The organism is Clostridioides sp. LIBA-6622 (assembly GCF_056716095.1).
This window is the reverse complement of record NZ_CP196998.1, coordinates 3,957,850-3,978,361: the sequence shown is the minus strand read 5'-3', so window position 1 is coordinate 3,978,361 and position 20,512 is coordinate 3,957,850. Positions and strand designations below refer to the sequence as shown.

Annotated in this window: 17 protein-coding genes; all 17 read left to right on the top strand. The window is 28.6% G+C overall.

The window, feature by feature from the left end; genetic code table 11:
* The first annotated feature begins 107 nt into the window (after window positions 1-107).
* On the top strand, window positions 108-719 hold the full coding sequence (locus ACTG47_RS18550; protein ID WP_479925641.1) for a prepilin peptidase: 612 nt from the start codon (window positions 108-110) through the stop codon (window positions 717-719).
* A gap of 13 nt (window positions 720-732) precedes the next feature.
* A complete protein-coding gene (pth, locus tag ACTG47_RS18545; RefSeq protein WP_479925640.1) occupies window positions 733-1,293 on the top strand; it encodes an aminoacyl-tRNA hydrolase in 561 nt (186 codons plus the stop codon).
* Window positions 1,294-1,309: 16 nt separating this feature from the next.
* The gene (gene mfd / locus ACTG47_RS18540; RefSeq protein ID WP_169468828.1) at window positions 1,310-4,696 is read left to right on the top strand and encodes a transcription-repair coupling factor; all 3,387 of its coding nucleotides are present in this window, start codon (window positions 1,310-1,312) and stop codon (window positions 4,694-4,696) included.
* A gap of 30 nt (window positions 4,697-4,726) precedes the next feature.
* Complete coding sequence (locus ACTG47_RS18535) at window positions 4,727-5,722, top strand: peptidylprolyl isomerase (protein ID WP_479925639.1); 996 nt, start codon at window positions 4,727-4,729, stop codon at window positions 5,720-5,722.
* 123 nt (window positions 5,723-5,845) lie between these two features.
* Window positions 5,846-6,385 (top strand): stage V sporulation protein T, encoded by a 540-nt coding sequence (spoVT, locus tag ACTG47_RS18530; RefSeq protein ID WP_009892063.1) that lies wholly within the window; start codon window positions 5,846-5,848, stop codon window positions 6,383-6,385.
* Window positions 6,386-6,504: 119 nt separating this feature from the next.
* A complete protein-coding gene (locus ACTG47_RS18525; protein ID WP_479925638.1) occupies window positions 6,505-8,118 on the top strand; it encodes a putative polysaccharide biosynthesis protein in 1,614 nt (537 codons plus the stop codon).
* Window positions 8,119-8,224: 106 nt separating this feature from the next.
* Entirely contained in the window at window positions 8,225-9,673 is a 1,449-nt protein-coding gene (gene yabN / locus ACTG47_RS18520; protein ID WP_479925637.1) for a bifunctional methyltransferase/pyrophosphohydrolase YabN, read from the top strand.
* An 88-nt stretch (window positions 9,674-9,761) separates the two neighbouring features.
* Window positions 9,762-10,040, top strand: coding sequence for an HU family DNA-binding protein (locus tag ACTG47_RS18515; protein WP_003421415.1), 279 nt, complete (start codon window positions 9,762-9,764; stop codon window positions 10,038-10,040).
* A gap of 71 nt (window positions 10,041-10,111) precedes the next feature.
* Window positions 10,112-10,354 carry an RNA-binding S4 domain-containing protein gene (locus tag ACTG47_RS18510; RefSeq protein ID WP_054271933.1) on the top strand — a complete coding sequence of 81 codons (243 nt, stop codon included), beginning with the start codon at window positions 10,112-10,114 and terminating at the stop codon, window positions 10,352-10,354.
* Between the two features lie 61 nt (window positions 10,355-10,415).
* Window positions 10,416-10,670 carry a YabP/YqfC family sporulation protein gene (locus ACTG47_RS18505; RefSeq protein ID WP_003421411.1) on the top strand — a complete coding sequence of 85 codons (255 nt, stop codon included), beginning with the start codon at window positions 10,416-10,418 and terminating at the stop codon, window positions 10,668-10,670.
* Window positions 10,671-11,204, top strand: coding sequence for a spore cortex biosynthesis protein YabQ (gene yabQ, locus ACTG47_RS18500; RefSeq protein ID WP_169468834.1), 534 nt, complete (start codon window positions 10,671-10,673; stop codon window positions 11,202-11,204).
* A gap of 5 nt (window positions 11,205-11,209) precedes the next feature.
* Complete coding sequence (locus ACTG47_RS18495) at window positions 11,210-11,494, top strand: septum formation initiator family protein (RefSeq protein ID WP_169468836.1); 285 nt, start codon at window positions 11,210-11,212, stop codon at window positions 11,492-11,494.
* 112 nt (window positions 11,495-11,606) lie between these two features.
* Window positions 11,607-12,527 (top strand): Ppx/GppA phosphatase family protein, encoded by a 921-nt coding sequence (locus ACTG47_RS18490; RefSeq protein ID WP_479925636.1) that lies wholly within the window; start codon window positions 11,607-11,609, stop codon window positions 12,525-12,527.
* Between the two features lie 89 nt (window positions 12,528-12,616).
* On the top strand, window positions 12,617-14,989 hold the full coding sequence (gene spoIIE, locus ACTG47_RS18485; RefSeq protein ID WP_169468839.1) for a stage II sporulation protein E: 2,373 nt from the start codon (window positions 12,617-12,619) through the stop codon (window positions 14,987-14,989).
* A gap of 350 nt (window positions 14,990-15,339) precedes the next feature.
* The gene (pepF, locus tag ACTG47_RS18480) at window positions 15,340-17,229 is read left to right on the top strand and encodes an oligoendopeptidase F (protein ID WP_479925635.1); all 1,890 of its coding nucleotides are present in this window, start codon (window positions 15,340-15,342) and stop codon (window positions 17,227-17,229) included.
* Window positions 17,230-17,343: 114 nt separating this feature from the next.
* A complete protein-coding gene (gene galU / locus ACTG47_RS18475) occupies window positions 17,344-18,309 on the top strand; it encodes a UTP--glucose-1-phosphate uridylyltransferase GalU (RefSeq protein WP_479925634.1) in 966 nt (321 codons plus the stop codon).
* A gap of 499 nt (window positions 18,310-18,808) precedes the next feature.
* Complete coding sequence (gene rho / locus ACTG47_RS18470; RefSeq protein ID WP_479925633.1) at window positions 18,809-20,413, top strand: transcription termination factor Rho; 1,605 nt, start codon at window positions 18,809-18,811, stop codon at window positions 20,411-20,413.
* The last annotated feature ends 99 nt before the right edge of the window (window positions 20,414-20,512 follow it).

Below are 20,512 nucleotides of genomic sequence, written 5' to 3'. Positions count from 1 at the left end.
AAAAATGAATTAAAGTATTCAATAAGGACAATATTATTATTAACCCTATTACTAACGTGCTGTAGATTATGGAGTATATAATAATAATTTCCTTATTTTTTGCGCATTTGATAAATAAATCTCTAAGTATATTTTGTGATATAGAAAAGAAGAATCTATATGATATGTTTTTTATTTACATAATAACTGTAGTTTTATCTATATTAATATATCTAAAATTTGGGATTAGTGTAGAATGTGTACAATATATGGTATTAATCCCATTTCTAATAATTATATCCATTATAGATTACTACACAATATATGTATATGATATAACAATAGTTAGTGGTATAATAGTTCAAGGTATAATTTTTTTGGTTTTTTGCAATATTGTCAAGTTTGACTATATAAATCATATAATTGGACTAGCGATAGGCTTTATTATACCTTATATTATTGCTAAATTAACAAAAGGATTAGGCTATGGAGATGTAGGTCTCTATAGCTTATGTTGCTTTGCATTGGGAAATAATTATGGGCTTTATGTGATAGTTTTATCATTTATTTTAGCGTTTTTGTTTTTTGTTGTTTTATACATAACTAAAATATTTAAAGGTATAAACATAAAAAGGCAAATTCCTTTCACACCTTTTATTTCCTTATCGACAATTATAATAATATTTACAGAGTATAATATATTTGATTTTTATTATAGTTTGTTATACAAATTTATATAACAGGAGGTAAGAAATGTACGTAGTAGTAGGGTTAGGCAATCCAGGAAAGAAGTATGAGAAGACTAGACATAACGTTGGATTTGATGTTATAGATATTCTTGCAAAAGAATACAACATTAGTGTTACTAAAATAAAGCATAAAGCTTTAATTGGTGAAGGAAGAGTAGGTACTGAAAAAGTATTATTAGTAAAACCGCAAACTTATATGAATTTAAGTGGAGAAACATTAATAGATATATATAAATATTATAAGGTTGATTTAAATAATATAGTAGTAGTATATGATGATATAGACTTAGAGGTTGGAAAGATACGTATAAGAAAAAAGGGAAGTGGAGGAACACATAATGGCATGAAGTCTATAACTAAATGCCTAGGTTCAAATGATTTTCCAAGAGTAAGAGTAGGTGTATCTAAGCCAGCAGTTGGTCAAGATTTAGCTGATTTTGTACTTTCTAGATTTAGAAAAGAAGAATCTGATAATATAAATGAAGCATTAGAAAAAGCGGCATGTGCTATTGACTCGATAATAAGAGAAAATATAGATATGTCTATGAACAAATACAATGGATAGTGAGAGGGAGATTTAAATGAATGATGTTTTTTTATATCCTTTGCAAAATTCAAAAGAGTATAAAGATATAATAAACTGTATAAAAAATACAAAAGGTTCATTATTAGTTAATGGACTTTTGCCAGTACAAAAACCTCATATATCTTATTCTATATTTAATGATTTATCACGACAAATGATTTTTATAACAAGTAGTGATTTAGAAGCAAAGAAAGTATATGAAGATTTAAGTTTTTATATTGAAGATAAAGTTGAATATTTAGGATTTCAAGATATTTATTTTTATCACTTAGATGCAAAGGACAGAAATGAAGAGGCAAAAAAATTAAAAGTATTGTTAAAACTAGCCAATAAGGAAAAAATAATTTTAGTAACTTCTATTGAAGCAGTTTTAAGAAAATACATACCAAAACAAGTTTTACTTGATAGTGTATCTCATTATAAAGTGGGAGATAGCTTAGATTTAGAAAAATTAACTGAAAAACTAGTTTCATTAGGATATGAGAGAGTTTCAAAAATAGAGGGGTTTGGTCAATTTAGTATAAGAGGTGGAATTATAGATGTATTTTCACTTGAATATACAAATCCAATTCGTATGGAATTATTTGATGATGAGATAGATTCCATACGAACTTTTGACGTATATTCGCAAAAATCAATTGATAAATTACAACAGTTTTCTATTACCCCATCCAGAGAATTTATTTATCCAGAGAAAACTACAGATGCCTTAGTTAAACTAAAAAAAGAAACAACTAAGACTACTGACGAAGGTACATTTCAAAATATAGACTATATATCAAGCAAGACTTATTTTGAAGGAGTAGAAAATTATATAGATTATATTTACCCAGAAGAAAACAAAAGTATATTTACTTACTTAGCAGATGATGCAATAGTATTTATAAATGATATAACGAGACTTAAAGAAAGATGCGAAAATTATATAAATGAGTTTAGAGAAAATTATAAACTGAATCTTGAAAGAGGTTTAGCTATTAAAAATCAAGGAAAATTACTATATCATTATACAGACTTAGAATATCTAGTAAAAGACAAGTCTGTGGTTTTAAACTCACTATTGCCAAAGTCTATAAATAATTTTTCTATAAAATCTATAATCAACTTTGAAAGTAGAGAAGTTCCTACATTTAATGGAAAAGTAGACTTGTTAATCGAAGAATTAAATCGGCTGAAATACAATGGATACAAAATAATTTTAGCAACAAATACATTGGAAAGAGCAACTAAATTAAGTAAAGATTTATTGGATAAAGGCTTAGAAACAACTGTTTCTAAAAACAGAGACCTTGAAATTAAATCTTCTCAAATTATAATTGTACCTGCACATATAAACAGCGGTTTCCAGTATAAATCCATAAAGTTTGCTGTTATAACAGATAATGAAATGATAGGTGTTTATAAAAGAGCATCTAAAGCGAGCAATAAAAAAGCTAAAAAAGGGAAAAAGATAGAGTCATTTTTAGATTTAAGTGTTGGTGATTATGTAGTACATGAAAATAGTGGTGTAGGTAGATACACAGGTATTGAACAGATTACAGTAAATGCTATTAAAAAAGATTACATGAAAATAGTTTATCAAGGTGGAGATAACCTATATGTGCCAATAGACCAGATGGATAAAGTACAGAAATACATTGGTGCAGAGGTAGAAAAAGTTAAGTTAAATAAGCTTGGAACCAATGAATGGACAAAGGCAAAAGCAAAAGTTAAAAAAGAAATTGAGGACATGACGAAGGACTTAATTGAACTTTACGCAAAACGTGAAAAAATACAAGGATATAAGTTCTCGAAAGATACACCTTGGCAAGCAGAGTTTGAGTCATTGTTTCCATATCAAGAAACAGAAGACCAATTAAAGGCAATAGAAGAAACTAAAAAAGATATGGAATCAAGTAAGGTAATGGACAGACTTGTATGTGGAGATGTTGGTTATGGAAAAACAGAGGTAGCGATTAGAAGTATTTTCAAGGCTTGTATGGATCAAAAACAAGTTGCTGTATTAGTTCCAACAACCATATTAGCCCAACAGCATTATAATACATTTAAAGAAAGATTTGAAAGTTATCCTTTGAGAGTTGAAGTTTTAAGTAGGTTTAAAACTCCAAAACAACAAAAACAAATTATTGAAGATGCTAAAAAAGGATTAGTAGATATCTTGATTGGAACACATAGAATAATATCCAAAGATATAAATTTACCAAACTTAGGTCTAGTAGTTATTGACGAGGAGCAAAGATTTGGGGTAAAACATAAGGAAGCTTTAAAGAAAATTAAATCTACAGTAGATGTACTTACACTTTCAGCAACTCCTATACCAAGAACCTTACATATGTCTCTAAGTGGAATAAGAGATATGAGTGTTATAGAAGAACCTCCACAAGAAAGACATCCTGTAATAACATATGTTACAGAGAGTAAGGAAAGCGTAATTCAAGATGAAATAGAGAGAGAATTAAGTAGAGGTGGACAGGTATTTTTCGTATACAATAGAGTTGAGCATATTGAAGAGATGGCAAGTATGATTCAAAAGCTCGTACCAGACGCTAGAGTAGCTGTTGCACATGGAAGAATGACTTCTAAATCATTAGAAAATATAATCCTAGGATTTTTAAATAAAGACTATGATGTACTAGTTTGTACTACAATAATTGAAACTGGTATGGACATATCCAACGCAAATACAATGATTATATATGATGCAGATAAGATGGGATTAGCTCAACTTTACCAATTGAGAGGTAGGGTTGGAAGAAGCTCAAGACAAGGATATGCATATCTTTTATATGAAAAAGACAAGACTCTAAGTGAGATAGCCGAAAAACGATTAAAAGCTGTCAGGGAGTTTACAGAGTTTGGTTCAGGTTTCAAAATAGCAATGAGAGACCTTGAAATAAGAGGAGCTGGAAATATCTTAGGTTCTCAGCAACATGGTCATATGGCAGTTATAGGTTATGATTTGTATGTTAAAATGCTTAATGACGCAATTAAAAAGGTTAAAGGTGAGCCTATTGTGGAAGAAATTGATGTTGAAATAGACTTAAGTGTAAATGCATACATTCCAGATAATTATATAAAAGATGAATTGATTAAGATTGAAATGTACAAAAAAATTGCTTCTATTGAAAATAAAGAGGATATGCTAGAGATACAAGAAGAACTTGAGGATAGATTCTCTGATATACCTAAACCAGTTCAGACATTACTTACAATAGCTTATATAAAATCATTGTGTAAGGTATTGAAAATAGAAAAAATAAGACAATTAAAAGATGAAATATTATTAGTTCCAATAACAAAGTATAGAACTAAACAGAAAATAGGTTATAATATAGTTACAGAATTAGAAGAATTATTAGAAAAAATGTGCAAGGTAAAATAACTTGTAACTTTAAGAAGGGATGTTTTAAATTTGAAAAAGGTAATAACATTGGCAATAGCTATGATTTTGGTAGTATCTATAACTGCCTGTAGTTCTAGTGAAGGAGAAACTGTGGCGACAGTTGAAGGAACAAAGATATCATCAGATGAATTTAAAAAAACTATAGCTCTTTATAAAGATTCTATGGAACAAACTTATGGAAAAGATATATGGGATAAAGAAGTTGAAAAAGGTGTAAAATATAAGGACAAGTTTAAGGATTTAATTCTTGACCAACTTATAACAACAGAAGTAATATATTCTCAAGCTAAAAAAGATAACTTACTTCCTAAAAAAGAAGATGTTGAGAAAAGTCTTAAAGATTTAAAAGATGCTATGAGTAAAGACGAAAAATATAAAGAACAACTTAAAAAGTTAGGAATAGATGATGCATTTTTAAAAGATCAACAAGAGAAAGATTTAGCTATGCAAAATTATCAAAGTAGCTTTACTAAAAAGACTAAAATATCAGATGAAGAAATGAAAAAATATTATGATTCACATAAAGATGAATTTAAAAAAGATGAAGTAGAAGCTTCTCATATTCTATTGAAAACAGTAGATGATAATAACAAACCACTTTCAGATGATAAAAAAGCAGAAGCTAAGAAAAAGGCTGAAGAAGCGCTTAAAGAAGTTAAAGCAGGTGAAGATTTTGCTAAAGTAGCAAAAAAATATTCACAAGACTCTACAGCGAGCGATGGTGGTAAATTAGGTTTCTTCTCAAGAGGTCAAATGGTTGCTGAGTTTGAAGAAGCTGCTTTTTCTATGAAAAAGGGTGAAGTATCTAATTTAGTTGAAACTCAATATGGATATCATATAATTAAAGTAACAGACAGAGTAAATGAGCAAACTTCATTTGAAGATGCAAAAGAAACTATAAAAGACCAATTATTAAAAAATAAGTATCAAGAGCAAATAGAAAAATTAACTAAAGAAGCTAAAGTAGAAAAAGATGAAAAAGTAATAGATAAAATCACAATCTAAAAACTAAAAAAAGAGTAATATGCTTAAAAAAGCTATATCTAGATAAGATATAGCTTTTTTTGTATATTTTTCTTAACAATGGTAAAAATAAACTTAAAGTAATTTATGGAGGGATTAAAAAATATGAAAGCAACAGGCATAGTTAGAAGAATAGATGATCTTGGAAGGGTAGTTATACCAAAAGAGATAAGAAAGACATTAAGAATTAGAGAAGGAGACCCTTTAGAGATATTCACAGCAAAAGATGGAGAAGTCATACTTAAAAAATACTCTCCAATAGGAGAATTAAATGAATTCTCTCAAGAATATGCTGAGACATTAGCTGAAGTATTAGGATATGGTGTATTGATAACAGATTTAGATTCTATAATAGCTGTATCTAAACTTCCTAAAAAAGATTATAAAGAAAAAAGTATAAGTGACGAGTTAGAAGCAATAATAAGTGAAAGAACAGTAAAATATTCAAAAGATAAAAATATTTTACCTTTATTTAAAGAAGATCAAAAAGAATATACTAGTCAAGTTATAATGCCTATAATTAGTGCATCTGGAGACTGTATAGGTTCAATTGTAGTCGTTTCAAAAGATAAAGATACAATTGCAGAAAGTGAAGAAAAATCTTTAAAAATTGCTGCTAACTTTTTAGGAAAACAAGTTCAATAATTTTATCATAAAGACCTTTTAAATGAAGGTCTTTTGAAGTTTTTGTGTAAAATATTGAATATAGCATTAAAAATATGGTATATTAAAGTTTGTTATATAAACAGTATGGAGGTTATGTTATGAACAATAACAAAAATAAAGACTCCTTTTTAAAAGGAGCCCTTATACTTGGACTAGCGGGTGTAATCGTGAAAATAATGGGAGGATTTTTTAGAATTCCCCTTGGTAACATGATTGGTTCAGAAGGGATGGGATATTATCAGGCTGCTTATCCTGTGTATACTCTATTTTTAACATTAGCTACTGCTGGATTCCCAACAGCTGTGGCAAAATTGGTTTCGGAAAAAGTTGCCATTGGAAATTTTAAAGGTGCAAATAAGATATTTAAGGTATCACATACAGTTTTATTTATGACTGGAATAATATCATTTTGTATATTATTTTTTGGTGCTGACTACATAGTAACAAACGTAATGAAAAATCCAGGTGCATTATACTCTATGAAAGCTATTGCTCCAGCATTATTATTTGTTCCTGCAATGTCTGCATATAGAGGTTATTTCCAAGGGAGACAGGATATGACTAAGATTGCTGTGTCTCAAGTTGCAGAGCAATTTTTTAGAGTTGTATTAGGTCTTACTTTGGCTTATTTACTTATGAAAAGTCTAGGTCAGACTTTTGGGGCAGCTGGTGCCATATCAGGAGCTACAATAGGTTCAATAGCATCTATGATTTATTTGATGTTTGCTTATATGCTAGGTAGAAAAGAGCGTAGAGCAGAGATAGATGCAAGTCAAAGATTTAAAGATGAGAGAGTTTCTTATATTTTTAAAAAGCTTTTAACTGTTGCTATTCCTATAACAATAGGAGCATCAGTAATGCCACTTGTAAATATGATAGATAATGTTATAGTGATAAGAAGACTTATGGAAGCAGGATTTACATACAAAGTGGCAAATTCAATGTTTGGTCAGTTAACAGGTATGGCAATGGCCACAATAAATTTACCAGCTGTTATAACAACTGCAATGAGTATGAGCTTAGTTCCAGCAATTTCTAAAGCATATGCATTAGGAAACAAGTCAAAAGCTAGAAAAGATACTAAGAGTGCAGTTAAGGTAACATTACTTATAGTATTACCTTGTGCGTTTGGTATGGCTTCTTTAGCAATACCAATAATGGGTCTTTTATTTCCACATGAACCATCTTCTGTAGGAACCATTTTATTTACTCTTACTCCATGTGTATTATTTTTAGGATTAATACAAACGTTGACTGGTATAATTCAAGGAATGGGAAAACCAATAGTACCTGTAATAGCATTATGTGCTGGTATGTTATGTAAGATTGTAATAAGTTATACTTTAACAGGAATACCAGATGTTAATGTATTAGGTTCTGCCTTTGGTACAGTTACAGCATACTTTGTGGCAGCTATGATTAACTTGTTATATGTTAAAAAGCACATGAATGTAAACTTCCCTAAAAAAGAATTTATAATAAAGCCATTTATAACAGTTTTGACAATGTTTATAATGGTTAAGTTAAGTTATGGTGCTTTAGTTGGATTCTTGGGAAATAGCATATCTACAATAATTGCAATATGTGTTGGTGGAATTGTATATGTAGTAGTTATACTTGGAATAGGAGGAATTAAAAAAGAAGAAATTTTAACTATGCCAAAAGGTGATAAACTATATAAATTGTTAAAAAAAGTTAAACTTATAAGATAATATAGGAATATATATGCAAATAAAGGAAATACTATACAAATAGTAAAGCTCCTTATTTGTATGATAATACAAAAATAAAGTGAAATTTGCTAATAGGAGTGATGTTATGGGTAAGATAAGTATTGTAGGTCTTGGGCCAGGAGATTATTCTCTTATAAGCCAAGGGGCATTAGAATCTTTAAGAAATAGCCCTAGAGTTTTTTTTAGAACAGAGAAACATCCAATAATTGATAAACTTAAAGAAACTATACAATACACTTCTTTAGACTATTTTTATGAAAATGAAGAAAATTTTGAGAATGTTTATTTAAAAATATCTGAGTTTATCATAGAAGAATCTATAAAAGGTGACTTAATATATGCTGTTCCTGGTCATCCAAGAGTCGCAGAAAAGACTGTAAGTATAATAGAAAGACTAGCCAATGAAAAACACATAACAGTGGAGATATTGCCTTCTATGAGCTTTGTAGACGCTATGTTTAACTATTTGGCTATAGACCCATCTGAGGGATTTAAATTGATAGATGCCTTTGAAATAGAAAATTCATATATAGATTTAGATACTAGTATGATAATAACTCAAGTATATGATAAATTTATAGCATCTAATGTAAAGTTAAAGCTTATGGAATATTATGACTATAATCAAGAAGTATGTATAGTAAATGGAGCAGGTGTCAAAGATTTAGAAAGTAAAAAGTTTATAAAGCTGTGCGAATTGGACAGAAATGAAAACTTTTTTGACTATTTAACTAGCTTATATATACCCAAAAGTTCTAAAAAGATGTATAATACAGTACATGACTTAGAAATAATAGTTAACACACTTAGAAGTCCAGCTGGATGTGAGTGGGATAAAAAACAAACGCATCAATCATTAAAAAATTCTGTTATAGAGGAAGCATATGAACTTTGTAATGCAATTGATAATAATGATATAGATGAAATGGTAGAAGAACTAGGAGATGTTCTTTTACAAGTTATATTCCATTGTCAGATAGGAAATGAGGAAGGCTACTTTGATTTAAAAGAAGTAGTAAATGGAATATGTAAAAAATTAATTCATAGACATCCTCATATATTTAGTGGTGTAAAACTAGATATGTCTAAGTTTGAAAAAACTTGGGAAGAATTAAAAAAAGAAGAAAAGGGCGAAAGTACTATAACAGATGGCCTTAGAAGAATACCAAAGCATCTACCAGCTCTTATGAAGGCTAGTAAAGTTCAACATAAAGCAGCCCTTGTTGGCTTTGATTGGGACAATGTAGAAGATGTATTTAAAAAAATTGAAGAAGAATATCAGGAATTACTTGACGAACACAGGGTCGGGAATATAAAATACATAAAGGAAGAACTAGGCGATTTATTATTTTCGATAGTAAATCTAGCTAGATTTTTAGACATAGACTCAGGAGAAGCCTTGAACTGTACTACCGATAAATTCATAAATAGATTTGAGTTTGTAGAGAAAAGTGCAATGAATTTAAATAAAAAATTAGAAGACATGACACTTGAAGAGATGGATGAATTTTGGAATCAGGCTAAAAAACAATAAAATTGTGGAAGGAAATTTGTCAAAAATCTAGAACTTTTATCACAAAGATAGAAGTCTATATTATAAACATTTTTAGGAGGTAAATATCGTGAATAAAGCTGAATTAGTATCAAAGATGGCAGAAAAAAGTGGATTAACAAAGAAGGAAGCAGAGGCTGCGTTAAACGCATTTATGAGTTCTGTTCAAGATGCACTAGTAAATAACGAAAAAGTTCAATTAGTTGGATTTGGAACATTTGAGACAAGAGAAAGAGCTGCTAGACAAGGAAGAAATCCAAGAGATCCAGAGCAAGTTATAGATATACCAGCTTCTAAAGCACCAGTTTTCAAAGCTGGAAAAGGATTAAAGGATATAATAAATGGATAATTAGAAATCTTGTGAAAAAGTGTGGATAAATTTACCACACTTTTTCTATAGAACTAAGGAAGGTGATAATTATGAGATTAGATAAGTTTTTAAAAGTATCTAGGATTATAAAGAGAAGAACTGTTGCTAAGGATGCATGTGATAAAGGAATTGTCACTATAAATGGAAAAGTTGCTAAATCTTCTTCAGAAGTGAATATTGGAGACACATTAGAAATACAATTTGGAGAGAAGAAGATGAGGCTTAAGATAAATGAAGTAAAAGAGCATGTGTTAAAAAATGATGCAAAAGAAATGTACGAAATTTTAGAATAAAATTGATAGTCCTCTAGTATATTAATAGTAGTATTAGTGAAATATTTACTGGGGGGATATTATGGAACAGAACATAACTTTGAAAGATAGATCAAAGCTGGTTATTTCAGGAGTCGAGCACATATATTCTTTTAATGATAAAAGAGTTGAGCTTAAAACTTCTGTCGGCGAGATGGTAATTGAGGGCGAGAACCTAGATATGAGCAAGCTAAGTATAGACGAAAATATAATTAGCATAGATGGAACTATAAATTCTATGGTGTATGCAAAGCCTAAAAAGCCACAAGAGAGTTTCTTGAAAAAGGTATTTAGATAAATGATACCTTTCACTCAAGACGTAAGCATTTTTTATGCTACTATTTATGGTGGAATACTTATAGGAGTATTGTTTGATTTTTATAGAGGTTTAAGAGGAAACTTTAAATTTATCAATTATTTAGCAATAATCTTTGATGTACTGTTTTGGTTTCTAGCAACAGCTATAATATTTGTAACAATAAATCTTACAGAATTTTTCGATTTAAGATATTACCATTTTGTGGCTTTGTTTATTGGTTTTATTTTATACTATAACACCATAAGTAAAATTGTTTTATCAATTATCAATAAAATAATCTGTTTTGTGAGGAATTTTTTAAAAAAAGTTGTACAATACATAGTCAGTTTTTTAAATAATTTGTATTACGTTATAATCTATTCACTACACCTACTATTTGATATTATATTTTATATACCTAATATATTTATAGCAACAAAGAAAAATATAAAAAGAAAATCAAATAAAAAGTTAAAGAGCAAGAAAAAATCAAAACCTAAGAAGAAAAAAAATAAAACTAAAAAAAGGGTGTAGGGAAAATGAACTTAAGAAAAAAATTTTCAGGACAAATTATTGTTATCAGTTTATTTTTAGGAATATCGCTTTTTAGTATGATGACAGGGTTTGTATTTGAGTACACAAAAGCCAAAGAGTATAAAAAAGAAATAGCAAGTCTAAATAAACAATTAAAAAAGACTGAAGTACAAATAAACAGCTTAAAGAAAGATGAAAAATCATATGAAGGAGACTTAGAAGAAATAGCAAGAAAAAGATTAAATATGGTAAAACCCAATGAAACCGTTTATGTTGATATAAACCGTTGACTAAAACTTGCTAATAGGTTTACAGATGTATTGATTTTAAAATTTAAGATTTAATAAAAAAGTCATTCAGTTTAAGAATGGCTTTTTATTTTTATTGAGGAGGTATTTTATAGTGAAAGTAGGAGCTATAGACATTGGGACAAACTCAATGAGATTATTAATAGCAGATTATAGAGATGGAAATCTCACAAATAGAAAAAAATTTGTTAATACAACTAGAATTGGTCATGGTGTAGATAATGAAGGATATATAAAGGAAGATGCTATTAAAAGAAACATAGATGCATTAAAAGAATTCTCTGATAAGTGTAATGATGAGAAGTGTGAGAAGGTATACTGTATGGGGACATCTGCCCTTAGAGATAGTAAAAATGGAGATTATTTTGTTAAACTCGCAAAAGAAAAAACTGGAATAAATGTTGATGTGGTTACAGGAATAGAAGAATCAAATTTAGGATTTAAGGGTGTCTTAGAAGGAATACAAGGTAATGATGATATTATTGTTATAGATATTGGAGGGGGTTCTACAGAATTTATTATAGGTGACTCAGATGGAATTAAATTTAATAAAAGCGAAAATGTAGGAGCTCTTAGAATGACAGAGAGATTTTTAAAGCATGATATTATTGAAAAAGAAGAGTTTGAAAGTATGAGTACATTTATATATAACGAGCTTTATGAAACTTTAAATTACATAAAAGAAAGAGGATTAAAAAATCTTATAGGTATAGGTGGGACGATTACATCATTATCAGCAATGAATCAAGAATTAGAAGTCTACTCTATGGAAAAAATACATAATAGTAAAATACACAAAAAAGAAATAGAAGAAATTCTACAAAAATTAATAAACATGACATTAAGTGATAAAAAGAACTTAAAAGGGCTACAAGAAAAACGTGCAGATATTATAACTGCTGGTGTAAAAATATTGAATATAATAATGGAAAAATTAGAAATAGAAGAAATAACCGTAAGTGAATACGATAATTTGGAAGGCTTAATATGTCAAAAGTCAAAAAAAATGTATTAATATTTTTTGATTTTTAAAACCGATTATGACAAAAAAAATTACTCCTCTTTGTTACAATTCTTAATATAAACAAATGAGGAGGTTTTTTTATGCAAAGAAGTGTAGCAGTTGTGGAAAGTAAGACTGTAAAACCAAATGTCATAAAATTAATAAGCGGATATATTGATTTTACTACGGTGGCATTCGCCGTAATGGGATTTTTACTTAGTAGGTCTATTATAGTAGACTCTGTAGCTCCTTTAGGAATTGCATTTTTTATATGTGCATCAAAGATTGACAAATACAAGATACCTGTATTCATATCAACGTTATTAGGAATATTGTTATCATCTAATGATTTTGGAAATGTAGCAAAATATGCTGTGTGCCTTACAATATTTATGGCAGTGAATAAAAAGTTGAAATTATCAGATTCAATTGCAAAGGTAGCCTTTATAAGTGCAATGATATTACTTCCAATTTCCATGGGACAAGCTTTCTTCTCAGATAGGTATACGTATAATCTTCTTATAGCAGGTGTAGAAGCAATAATAATGTTTATATCTGTATATGTATTTTCTTATGGGATAGGTCTAATGGCCAACGTCAATAATAGGATGTCTGTACGGACAGAAGAAGCTATATCAATAAGTTTACTGCTAACCTTTAGCATAATGGGAATAGGTGATATATCCTTGTTTGGAATATCGATAAGGACCATTTTATCCACCGTATTGATATTACTGACCTCAATAGTAGGAGGAGCTACGATGGGAGCTTCTAGTGGTGTAATTATTGGAGTAGCATCCATTCTAAATAACATAACATCAGCCATTTATATGGGTATATATTCTTTTTCAGGATTAATAAGTGGTGCATTTAATAAAATAAATAAATATTTCTGTATATTAGGATATATTCTAAGTTGGACAATAATATACCTATATACTTCTGGTGTTGCTTCTAATATGATGCAATTAAGAGATATATTATTGGGGTGTTTGATAGTTATAGTGTTGCCAGAGAAGTTATTTAATAAGATTGAAAAATTAATAAAAAGTAATGTAGCTTCAAATGAAATCGTATACGATTATATTATGAGAAGTAAGAACTTAACTAATAGTCGATTAAATAGTATTTATAAAACTTACGATGACCTTGCAGATACATTTGATAAGATAAGAGAAAAAGATAAGGTATTAGACCAAAGAGATATAGCAAATGTAATAGATATGATTCATAATGATGAATGTAAAAGTTGTAGTATGAGAAGAATGTGCTGGGAATCAAGATTTAATCATACATACACTATGATATATAACATTCTTGAAAAAATTGAGGAGAAAGGGGAGTTAAGCCTAAACGATATACCTAAAAACTTTAGAAAGGAATGTATGAAACCAGAGTCAATAGTGAAAATATCAAATCACTATTACAAAATGTTTGTATTAGATTATGATTGGAGTGTGAAGTTTTCAGAAAGTAGAAAATTAATAGCAAATCAGATAAGAAGTATCTCAAAATCAATTAAATCGTTATCTCAAGATTTAGAGGGCGATATAATGCTGGATATAGAAAAGGAAAAAAATATATATGAGCAATTGGAGAGATATGACATAACTGTTGATAAAGTAAGTTACTTAACAAAGAGTAACAGTGAATTTGAAATATCAATAGAAAAGAAAACTTGCCATGATGGATGTATGTGTGAAGATAAAATTGTAAATATAATTTCAGACCTAGTAGGTGAAAATATGTCTGTTAGAAAAATAGGGTGCCATTGTTTAGGAGGTAAATGTAAGGCAACATTTGTTAAATCCCAAAAATATAAGGCTGTTACAGAAGTTTCAGCTATGTCTAGGGATGGGCATATTCTTTGTGGAGACAATTACACATATATGGAGATAAATGATGGTAAATATATGATGGCTATAAGTGATGGTATGGGGAAAGGCAAAAAAGCATATGAAGAATCTTCCGCCACTATTGATATATTAGAAAAAATGATAGATGCGAAAATTAAAGACGAAATAGTTATAGATACTATAAATAATATGTTGCTATTAAAGTCTTCAGAGGAGATGTTTTCAACTTTAGATTTAGGAATTTTAGATTTAAAACGAGGATGTTTAGAAACTATAAAGATGGGAGCGTGTTCTACCTATATAAAAAGAGATGATGGAGAAGTCGACTTAATATCATCATCATCATTACCTGTGGGTATATTATCTGATGTAAAAATTGATAGAAAAAATGTAAAAGTTAAGGAAGGAGACTATGTTATAATGGTTTCTGATGGAATTGTAGATGCAGGAAGAAATAACAATTTAGGTGATAATTGGTTAATATACTTCTTAAAGAATATAGAGACTACAAATCCAAAAGAAATTTCAAATTTAATATTAGATAGAGCATTAGAGTTACAAGCGTTACAAATCGAAGATGATATGACTGTTTTAGTTACGAAGATATGTACAAAATAAGGTTTATAAAATTATGTGTATAATATGTGGATAACTTGTGTATAATATGTTAATAGACTTTTGAAAAAAGTATAGTTATTAACAAAAAAAACATATAAATCAACAAAATTTGTTGATAAGTATGCCATAAATGTTAATAAAATGTAAAAAAAGAAAAAACAAAAGCTATTATCGAAAGAGATTCATGTTGAAATAACTAAATTTCTAGGAAAACAAAGCCTGTGAATATGTTGATTATTATGTGGATAACTATTAATTCGATATTTATTTATATAGTATGAATAATTGAATAATATATCTAAAAAAAGCCATCCTATTATTAAGTAAATTTATTGAAAGGATGGCTTTTTATGAATAGAAAATTGTGCAAAGCAATAATACCTTTATTTATTTCTATTTTTTGCATGTTAATAATAAGTATAAAAGCTGACCAAGGATATCAAAAAAATAATGATAGAGCAGTTACTGTCATGAATAATGATACTGAAGATGATGCTGAAAAAAAACAAGAAATAGATTATGAAAAAACGTGTTGGAACCTACAATCTTTGTTTAAAAGTGATGACCAATGGAAAAAAGAACTTAAAAGTTTTGATAAAGATACAAAAGAATTAAAAAATTACATAGGTAAAGTAACAAAATCACCAACACACTTGTCTTTTGCCTTAAATATCAAGGAAAAACTTGATATAAGATTAAATAGACTATCTGCCTATGTAAAATTAAAACAAGATACTAATAAAAATTCGTATAAATACCTAGATATGAATGATATTATAAGTAAATCTTATGGTAATTATATGGGGATTTGTTCGGATTTAGAATTAGAGATATTAAAATTATCAAACAAAGATTATAAGAAAATTATTTCAAATAAAAATATAAATAGAAAATATGGTGCATATTTAAGAGATATAAGAAGAAATAAAGTACATTATTTGGATGATAAGTCAGAAGATATACTAAGTAAAGTGTCTTCCATAAGTAGTCTTCCAAGTCAAGTTTATGAATTGTTTAGAAATATGGATAGAAAAACTAATTTGACACCAGCTCAATATGCTAGTGAGCTAGAATCATCAGATAGAGAAAATAGAAAAAAAGCTTATCAAGATGAACTTATAACTTACAATGATAATATAAATACAATTGCAGGTTTAATTACTGGTCAAGTTAAAAAGAATATTTTTTATTCTCAAGAGAGAGGTTATGAGTCTTCTCTAGAAATGTTTTTAGAGTCTGATAATGTAGATGAAAAAGTATACAATAATTTAATAAGAACTGTAAATGGGAACATGGACAGTCTACACAAATATATAGATTTAAGAAAAAAAGTCTTAAAATTAGATAAGGTTCATTCATATGATATGTTTGTACCAATAATTAAAGCTGTTGATGATAATATTAACTATGAAAAAGCACAGAGTATAGTATATTCGGCATTATCACCTTTAGGAAAAGAATATAATGATGTAGTCTATAAAGCTTTCAATGAAAAGTGGATAGATGTTTATTCTCATGAAAATAAAGTAAGTGGTGGATATTGCTTATCTGTTTATGAAAATCATCCGTATATACTTTTGAATTATAATAATTCATTAGGTTCAGTTTCAACTTTATCTCATGAACTTGGTCATGCTGTATATGAATATTTAAGTTCCAAGAATCAAAATTATTTTAATTCAAATCCATCTATATTTACTCATGAGGTTGCATCTACAACTAATGAAGCATTACTTTATGAGATGCTTATAAGAGAAGCTAAGGGTAATGATGAAAAAGCTTATTATATAACACAATATCTAGACTTAATAAAAGATACTCTTTATACACAAACTATGTATGCTGAATTTGAAAAAACTATACATGAGTTAGTGGAAAAAGGAAAAAGTGTAAATGCATTAGTATTAAATGATGTTTGGGGACAACTTCTTAAAAAATATTATGGACAAAGCTATGAATTAGACCAATTATCTAAGGTCGGATGGGCTAGAATCCCACATTTTTACAATAGTTTCTATGTCTATAAATATGCAACAGGTTGTAGTGCAGGAGTAAGTTTTGCCCAAGACATACTAAAAAATGGCTCAGACAACTATATAAATTTTCTTAAAAAAGGAAGCTCAGATTATCCAATAAACTTGTTAAAATCAAGTGGAATAAACTTAACTAATACAAAGCCTATAGAAAATACAATTAAAAAATTTGACAGCTTAGTAGCAGAACTTGAAAAGCTATTATAAAAGATTATTATAATCCACATGGTAAATATATCGAATTAATGATAAAATATACTAAAAGTTTAAAGTCCTATCAAAATAGGGCTTTTTATTTATTAATTAGTGGGAGATGATTCTATGCAAATTAAAGTTAAGAAAGCTGTAATACCAGCAGCAGGTTTAGGGACTAGGTTTTTGCCAGCTACTAAGGCACAACCAAAAGAAATGTTACCAATAGTTGATAAGCCAACTCTACAATACATAATAGAAGAAGCTGTGGCCTCAGGGATAGAGGAAATACTAATAATAACTGGTAGAAATAAAAAATCTATTGAAGACCACTTTGATAAATCCGTAGAATTGGAACTTGACTTGGAGAAAAAAGGCAAAAAGGAATTGTTAGAGATAGTCCAAAATATATCTAACATGATTAACATACATTATATAAGACAGAAAGAGCCAAAAGGATTGGGAGATGCAATTTATTGTGCTAGACACTTTATAGGTGATGAGCCTTTTGCAGTAATGTTAGGTGATGATATTGTAGATAATGATGTTCCTTGTTTAAAGCAATTAACAGATGCATATGAAGAGTATAGAACTACAATATTAGGTGTTCAAAAAGTGAATCCAGAAGATACTAATAAATATGGTATAATAGAGGCAAAAAATATAGAAGGTAGGGTTTATAAGGTAAAAGATATGGTAGAAAAGCCAGAGCCAGGAAAAGCTCCTTCAAATATTGCTATCTTAGGTAGATATATAATAACTCCTGAAATATTTGATATTCTTAAGGATTTACCACCAGGTAAAGGTGGAGAAGTACAACTAACAGATGCTCTAAAAATATTGTCTAAAAAAGAAGCTATGTATGCATACAATTTTGAAGGAAAGAGATACGATGTTGGTGATAAATTAGGATTTTTAGAAGCTACTGTTGATTTTGCTCTAAAAAAAGAAGACCTTAAGAAAGATTTTATCCAGTATTTAAAACATGTATGTGACGAATTTGATAAAGATAAAAATGTGTTATACAATAGTACAGATGAAGAATTTGATTCATCTGAGGTCTGCAACATTAAAGAACTTGAAATTCAAAAATAATTAGTGAAAGGTGATGTACTGTGGCAAAATCAAGTCAGAAAAAAATTAATAGAATAATAGCTGTTGGAATTGTAGGGATTCTTGTCTTAACAAGCATAACAGCTGTTTTAAGTATGCTTGCAACCATGTAATAGGATAAATAACTACAATGGACATACATAAATATAAAAACCATATATAACTTAATGTAGTTAAAAACTTACAACATTTTAGTTATATATGGTTTTTAGAATTTATAAATGTAAAAAAAAAATTTTATAATAGTTGCATATTTTAAAGGAAAATATTATTATAAGATATAAATATAGTGATAAATTTATAAAAATATGCTAAGATTGGACTTGAAATACAATAATATAATAGATGATAGTGTTTTAAATTTTATTTATTGACCATAATGTATAAATAGTGATATTATTAGACTTAACTGTTTAAATAAAACTTTTCTTTTTCATGCCTTCAATTTCCAAAATAAGTATGTATATAAATGAATATATAGATGAGGAGGATTTTTTTGATTTTAGATGATAAAGTATTAGAAGGATTAGGAAGTAAAACCTTAGTTGAGCTACGAGAGATAGCTAAAGAATTAAAAATAAAATCAATTACTACATATAAGAAAAATGAGTTAATTGAGATTATAAATTCTAAAAGTAAAAATGAAGAAAAAGTAAGCGAAGAGATTAAAGAAAAAAATGAAGAGATTAAAGAAGACATAAAAAATAGAAAAGAAAATATAGAGCGTGAGAGTATAGAAAAAGAAGTTGAACATAAGAGCCCTACCAAATCATACAACAAGAAAGAAATAGATACTCAAAATATTTCCCAAAACCAAGAAAACAGAAACCCAAGAAATGATTATAATAAGACAACAAATGTAAATGATTGTAATAAGGCATCAAATATATCTAATAGAATGGTCAGAAATAATAATAAAAACTATTATATGCCTAAACAAGTCGATGAATCTAAGATAGTTGATGAATTTAACACATCAAAGGAAGATGAGGTAGTAGGTGTACTTGAAATTTTGCCAGATGGATTTGGTTTTTTAAGAGGTTCAAATTATTTATCTACTGAAGGAGATGTTTACGTTTCGCCATCTCAAATAAGAAGATTTAATATGAAAACAGGAGATAAAATTAAAGGGATAACTAGACATCCAAAAAGTGGAGAGAAATTTAGAGCGCTTTTATACGTTCAAAAAATAAATGATGAAAACCCTGATACAGCTATACAAAGAAATGCATTTGAGACATTAACACCAATATTCCCAGAAGAGCGACTTACACTGGAAACTAATAGAAATGAAATAGCTACAAGAATTATAGATTTAATTTCTCCGATAGGAAAAGGGCAAAGGGGATTAATAGTAGCACCTCCAAAAGCTGGGAAAACAGTTCTTTTAAAAAGTGTTGCAAATAGCATAGCTAAAAATCATCCAAATGTTGAACTTATAGTACTTCTTATAGATGAAAGACCAGAAGAAGTTACTGACATGAAAGAATCCATTGAAGGAGATGTTATATACTCTACCTTTGACCAAGTATCAAGCCATCATGTTAAAGTTGCAGAGATGGTACTAAATAGAGCTCAAAGATTAGTTGAACATGGGAAAGATGTGGTAATCTTGCTAGATAGTATAACTAGATTAGCAAGAGCATATAACCTTACAATATCTCCTACAGGTAGAACTTTGTCTGGAGGTATTGACCCTGGTGCACTTCATGGACCTAAAAAGTTCTTTGGAGCAGCTAGAAACATTAGACAAGGTGGTTCTTTGACAATACTAGGAACAGCATTAGTCGAAACTGGTTCTAGGATGGACGATGTAATATTTGAGGAATTTAAAGGTACAGGAAATATGGAATTGCATTTAGATAGAAAATTAGCTGAAAAAAGAATATTCCCTGCAATAGATATTTACAAATCTGGGACAAGAAGAGATGACTTATTGCTTGATGATGAAGAAAAGACAGCTCTTTGGAGATTAAGAAGAGAAATGAGTAATAATTCAGTAATGGAAATTACAGATAAAGTTATTGAGCTTATCAAAAGAACTAAAGACAATAAAGAGTTTGTAAAATCAATAAAGAATTTGTAAAGTTAGTAATATAAATGTAAATATAGATTATATAAAGTAATGGAAAAATCACTTGAATGGCACAATAAGTTGTGCTATAATAATGTAGTTGATAATGTA